The sequence below is a fragment of the Okeania sp. SIO3I5 genome, assembly GCF_010672085.1.
GTDB lineage: Bacteria > Cyanobacteriota > Cyanobacteriia > Cyanobacteriales > Microcoleaceae > Trichodesmium.
The window spans coordinates 1-6,089 of sequence record NZ_JAAHHT010000199.1; the positions used below are offsets into that span (position 1 = coordinate 1).

The 6,089-nt window shown below is 38.7% G+C and carries 4 protein-coding genes; 1 reads left to right on the forward strand and 3 read right to left on the reverse strand.

What is annotated here, in order from left to right:
• Positions 1–1,733 precede the first annotated feature (1,733 nt).
• Entirely contained in the window at positions 1,734–2,738 is a 1,005-nt protein-coding gene (locus F6K40_RS30345; protein ID WP_293141306.1) for a KpsF/GutQ family sugar-phosphate isomerase, read from the forward strand.
• A gap of 271 nt (positions 2,739–3,009) precedes the next feature.
• Here the strand turns inward: F6K40_RS30345 and F6K40_RS30350 are convergent, their stop codons facing one another.
• The 3 genes from F6K40_RS30350 to F6K40_RS30360 all read right to left on the reverse strand — a co-directional run bounded on the left by F6K40_RS30350 (position 3,010) and on the right by F6K40_RS30360 (position 5,512).
• The gene (locus F6K40_RS30350) at positions 3,010–3,303 is read right to left on the reverse strand and encodes a hypothetical protein (protein ID WP_293141308.1); all 294 of its coding nucleotides are present in this window, start codon (positions 3,301–3,303) and stop codon (positions 3,010–3,012) included.
• Positions 3,304–3,573: 270 nt separating this feature from the next.
• A complete protein-coding gene (locus tag F6K40_RS30355) occupies positions 3,574–5,196 on the reverse strand; it encodes an SUMF1/EgtB/PvdO family nonheme iron enzyme (RefSeq protein ID WP_293141310.1) in 1,623 nt (540 codons plus the stop codon).
• The gene (locus tag F6K40_RS30360; protein WP_293141312.1) at positions 5,189–5,512 is read right to left on the reverse strand and encodes a CU044_2847 family protein; all 324 of its coding nucleotides are present in this window, start codon (positions 5,510–5,512) and stop codon (positions 5,189–5,191) included. The genes F6K40_RS30355 and F6K40_RS30360 overlap by 8 nt, the downstream gene beginning before the upstream one ends.
• Between the last annotated feature and the right edge of the window lie 577 nt (positions 5,513–6,089).

The window sequence follows — 6,089 nt, forward strand, 5'->3', positions numbered from 1 at the left end:
CTCTCAACCGAGCCTAACTATTGAACAATAGATTCAGAAAATCTCCATCTCGGGAAAATTTAGGGAGAGCGACTTTTTTGACTAGCTCTCAACCGAGCCTAACTATTGAACAATAGAGCCAGAAAATTTCCATCTCGGGAAAATTTAGGGAGAGCGACTTTTTTGACTAGCTCTCAACCGAGCCTAACTATTGAACAATAGATTCAGAAAATCTCCATCTCGGGAAAATTTAGGGAGAGCGACTTTTTTGACTAGCTCTCAACCGAGCCTAACTATTGAACAATAGAGCCAGAAAATCTCCATCTCTCGATAATCAGTTAGGGCAAATTTTTTGACTAGCTCTCAACCGAGCCTAACTATTGAACAATAAAGCCAGAAAATTTCCATCTCGGGAAAATTTAGGGAGAGCGACTTTTTTGACTAGCTCTCAACCGAGCCTAACTATTGAACAATAAAGCCAGAAAATTTCCATCTCGGGAAAATCAGTTAGGGTGACTTTTTTGACTGGCTCTCAACCGAGCCTAACTATTGAACAATAGATTCAGAAAATCTCCATCTCGGGAAAATCAGTTAGGGTGACTTTTTTGACTAGCTCTCAACCGAGCCTAACTATTGAACAATAGAACCAGAAAATCTCCATCTCGGGAAAATTTAGGGAGAGCGACTTTTTTGACTAGCTCTCAACCGAGCCTAACTATTGAACAATAGATTCAGAAAATCTCCATCTCTCGATAATCAGTTAGGGCAAATTTTTTGACTAGCTCTCAACCAAGCCTAACTATTGAACAATAGAGCCAGAAAATCTTCATCTCTCGATAATCAGTTAGGGCGACTTTTTTGACTGGCTCTCAACCAAGCCTAACTATTGAACAATAGAGCCAGAAAATCTCCATCTCTCGATAATCAGTTAGGGCGACTTTTTTGACTGGCTCTCAACCGAGCCTAACTATTGAACAATAGAGTCAGAAAATCTCCATCTCTCGATAATCAGTTAGGGCGACTTTTTTGACTGGCTCTCAACCGAGCCTAACTATTGAACAATAAAGCCAGAAAATCTCCATCTCTGGAAATCTAGCAAACGCTACTTTTTTGCCAGCTCTCAATCAAGTCTAACTATTGAACAATAGAGCCAAAAAATCTCCATCTCTAGAGAATCTAGCGATCGCTACTTTTTTTAAAGGCTCTCAACCTAGTCTAACTATTGAACAATAAATTCAGAAAATCTCCATCTCTGGAAAATCAGCAAGGCTCACACAGATTATGCCACGGATATACGGATTATTCGTTAGACTTGATTAGACGTTGTTTCCAGAATCAGCGATCGCTACTTTTTTGACTGGCTCTCAACCTAGTCTAACTATTGTCCAATAGATATGTAGATATGGGAAATCTCCATCTCTGGAAAATCAGCAAGGCTCACACGGATTATGCCACGGATATACGGATTATTCGTTAGACTTGATTAGACGTTGTTTGGAAAATCAGCGAGGCTCACACAGATTATGCCACGGATATACGGATTATTCGTTAGACTTGATTAGACGTTGTTTGGAAAATCAGCGAGGCTCACACAGATTATGCCACGGATATACAGATTATTCGTTAAACTGTAGAGACGTTCCATAACAAAAATGCGTTTCATGTCACGCAGTGAAACGTCCCTACTGGGTGTCCATTCGGTAAATTTTCTCATTTACCTACTTATAAATTTTCCTAATTTTTGACTTAAAATAATGATTCAAACTCTAACTAAAAATTCAATTTTAGAAGCAGCAAAAGCCACAATAGCCAAAGAAGCTCATGCTGTGGCTGCCCAAGCAGAAGCTTTAGACCAAAATTTCCTAGACTTAGCCCAATACTTAGTGGAAAACAAATACAAAACTTTTGTTGCTGGTATCGGTAAATCAGGGTTGGTAGGAAGACAATTAGCCAGTAAATTAGCTTGTATTGGTGTAAAAGCTGTTTATATTGACCCCAATGATGCCCTACATGGAGAATTAGGTTTAGTGGAAGCTGGAGATTTAGTAATTTGTCTGAGCAAAAGTGGCGCTACAGGAGAATTAGTATTTCTGGCAAAAGTGGCTCGACTGCGAGGGGCAAAAATAGCGTCTATGGTTTGTCGAGTACCATCCCCATTGTCTAAATTAGCAGATTGGACAATAAAACTGGACGTTGCAGCAGAAGCAACAGAAATAGAAATTCCCACAAGTAGCGCGATCGCTCAGACTGCTGTAGGTGATGCTTTAGTAGTTGCTGTAGCGAATGCTCGTGGGTTTACCGCTTCGGAGTTCTCAGAAAATCATCCTGCTGGTAATTTAGGGGTATTGTTGGGTTCTCAAGTTAATGATTTAATGCACAAAGCACCGGAAGAAGTTCCGGTTTTATCTCCTGACAGTTTTCTGCATGAAGCTTTGATTGAAATGACTAGACAACCTTTAGGTGCTGCTTTGGTTGCTGACTCTGACAATCGGTTAATTGGGATTATTACTGATGGGGATATTCGGCGTATTGTTAAGGATAATCCAGAACATTTTCTCAGTTCTACTGTTGGAAATTGTATGACTGAAAATCCTCTGTTTTGTCAGCCAGATATTTCAGCGATCGAAGTTTTGAAAATGATGGAAGACAATAAAAAGAAACCTGTTTATGTTCTGCCAGTTGTGGATGGCGATCGTCAGGTTTTAGGATTGGTGAGGATGCACGATTTGACTCAATTCCAGCTTAAGGAGGTAAAATAATTAGTAGTCTGAATTGAGAGTTCAGCTAGGGGAATGACAAAAGGGTTAAAAAGCCTTCAAATCAAAGATTGACCAAAACATGAAAAAGAAAAAATGAGCCTAAGTATTGTCAACAAAGCTCATTTAATAATGAAGAGCTGCACAAATTGTCAAATCAGCTTTTTAGCCTTTTCTGTCACCCTTCCAGGCGTTATTTTTAACTAGATGAAAGTTAGCTCGGATATTATGAATAATACATTTGAACCTCTCAAATTGTTCAATTTTACTTGATTTACATTAATAGTTTTTTTGTTATCCACTGTGATATTTTTCCTAAAGCAAATCCTCCAGTCAATGCTAATAAACTATAATTGATATCTATAACTTGGGCTTCAGTTGCCTGAATATTCTGGATAAAGGAAGAAAAAATGGTAGTAAGAAAAAACATGATAATAGCTGCAATTATCGCAAAAATCAGACATTTTTTGTCAAATGCTGCAACTAAACCAACTACAAAGAAAAATATTGTAAATCCTATCGCAAAGGGATTTATTATCAAATCATAAAAAGGTTTCAATATATCCATAACTCTATTCTCCTCTAAATTTTACTTAACTATTTTAGTACAATTACTTTAGTGCTAGTAGTGGACTGTTTCACCTAAAATAGTGCATTAGCGAGTAGGGGAGTAGGGGAGAAAGATTGTTGTTGGGTTTCGGTCCCTCAACCCAACCTACATCTATTGCATCATTTAAGATGAAACAATCCACTACTGGGCTAATAAATCGCTAACGGCGGATACAAAAGAGAAAAGAAAAAAGGAGCATAAAGGGTAAAAGGGGAAAAGAAAAAAGGGTTAAAGAGTTCTCCCGCTATCCCATACTAGACGAAAACCAATATTGTTGATGTGGTTGTCGCGCCTAATGCTGAGGCTGCGAAACGCGGAACGGCAGTAATTAGGAATGTAGATCCAGCAGCCGCCACGCAGTACGGCGTTATGTTCTTTTTCATCATTTTCCAGGCAAGCACTGCCATCAGTAGGCGCACCTTCATAATTTTTATGCCAGTCATCAGCACACCATTCCCAGACATTCCCGTGCATATCGTATAAACCAAAGGCATTAGGAGGAAAAATTCCTACATCCGTTGTTTCTTCTCGATATTTACCTTTAGGCGCATTGCCATAGGTATAATTGCCATTATAGTTAACTAACTCAGACGTTATAGTTTCTCCAAAGTAAAATGGTGTAGTTGTACCAGCGCGACAAGCATATTCCCATTGACTCTCACTTGGCAGTCTGTAAGTTTTTCCCGTTTTTTGGGATATCTTTTGACAAAATTCTACAGCATCATACCATGAAACAAATTCTACTGGGCGGTTTCCTCCTTGAAAGCGAGAAGGATTTTTTCCCATAATGGCTTGATACTGATTTTGAGTAATAGGATATTTGCTCATATAGAAAGGTTGCAGAGTAACTTCATGTTGAGGAGTTTCATTTTCACGTCTTCCCTCTTCATTTTCCGGCGAACCCATAATAAAACTCCCCCCAGGAATAGCCACCATTTCCAACACCACACCATTACCCAAATCTTCAGTAAAAAATGCTGCTTCATGGGAACGGCGCTCAATTTCTTCACCTTTGTTGTTTACCGTTATTACATCAAATGGTTGTGTAATTTGTTGAGCAAGTGAATGATCAGGAATGTCTAATATTTCTGGTTGAGTTTCTTCAACAGATAAACTATCAGGAATGTCTAATATTTCTGGTTGAGTTTCTTCAACAGATAAACTATCAGAATTTTCTAATATTTCTGGTTGAGTTTCTTCAACAGATAAACTATCAGAATTTTCCAATGATTCTCGTCTAATTTGTTGAGAAACATCAGTAGGTATTTCACGCCAAATTTTTTCCAAAGCTTCTACCGAAATAGCTAATCCCTCCGTTCCATCTTTCTCCATATTCGTAGCGACACCCAACACATAACCAATTTCCAAGTCAACAACAGGTGCGCCACTATAACCTTTACGCAGGCGATCGCCTTCATTCATTAACAAATTCCAAACTGCCACTCTTTCATCATTTTGACGAGCAAAACGCTTTTTCCCAAAAGTTCCATCAACAGTTTCCAGCAAGACTTTTTTCTCCTCACCATAGAGAAAATGACCTGCTGTCTGAAACTTTCGATTTTTTGTTTCAGATAAATTTATTAGGTGGAAAAGTGGCACATTCAGCTTTTCAACTCCCAACACTGCTAAATCAAAACCCTTAACATCTCCCGTTGCTAAAACTTTTGCCCGAATATTATTAACCAATACATTTTCCTCACCACCCACATCCTCAACAACATGGGCACAAGTTAACAAGTAAGTATAATCATTCTTTCTATCAAAAGCAAATCCAGTACCAATAACATCTGCCTTGCGAGAGTCGTTACTAGCACTGGTAATTAAAACAATAGATTCCTCTAAATTACTCATTCTCTAACTTTTTAGGTTTCAGAACCAACTTAACCTTTAAATTCGTACCAACCTTTGCTTTAGTAATATATAAATTACCCTGCCCCTCAAAATTAAAACCCACTTCCACCTCAGCTTGTTGAATTTCCATATCTTTATTAATTTCTTGCCAAGCTTCAGCAATAGGGCGACTAATACTAATTAGTATAGGTTTAACCTTAGCAAAACTAGACTTAACTTCTTTAATACCATTAGTAGAAATAGGTTGGGCCTCATCATCTGGGACTTCGGCCTCAACTAAAATACCATCTTCTAATTCAATTAATCTGGTGGCCATATATAATTATTGGTCAATTTAACAGCTATATTAAGAATATCCCTGAACTTTACTTAATATAAAATCATGCAATAAAAATGTTAGCCATATTGTAGTGGACTGACACAGCCAAAACTGTGCATTAGGGAGTAGAGTAGGGACTTTGTATGCAACGTCCCTACGGGAGTAGGAGAGAAAGATTGTTGTTGGGTTTATCCTACGGATAAGCTCCGCTTTTTCCTGACGGAATGCTACGCAAACATGTCGCGTAGCGTTAACGTTTGCCAAGCATTCCCTATATGAAAGTTGTGCTTTAGCAAAACGTCCCTCAACCCAACTATTGCTGGACTATTAATCCGTATATCCCTGGCATAATCCATATGAGCTTCCTCAACTCAACCTAGTAAACTCTTACTTAATCGGTGCATCCGTGGCCAAATCCGTGTGAGCGCATCCCTGGCATAATCCGTATGAGCTTCCTTAACCCAACCTAGTAAACTCTTACTTAATCAGTGCATCCGTGGCCAAATCCGTGTGAGCGCATCCGTGGCATAATTCGTGTGAGCTTCCTTAACCCAACCTAGTAAACTCTTACTGA

Bases quoted from the DNA above. Each gene is read 5' to 3' on its own strand.
- F6K40_RS30345 (WP_293141306.1), top strand. From the start codon at position 1,734: ATGATTCAAACTCTAACTAAAAATTCAATTTTAGAAGCAGCAAAAGCC.
- F6K40_RS30350 (WP_293141308.1), bottom strand. From the start codon at position 3,303: ATGGATATATTGAAACCTTTTTATGATTTGATAATAAATCCCTTTGCG.
- F6K40_RS30355 (WP_293141310.1), bottom strand. From the start codon at position 5,196: ATGAGTAATTTAGAGGAATCTATTGTTTTAATTACCAGTGCTAGTAAC.
- F6K40_RS30360 (WP_293141312.1), bottom strand. From the start codon at position 5,512: ATGGCCACCAGATTAATTGAATTAGAAGATGGTATTTTAGTTGAGGCC.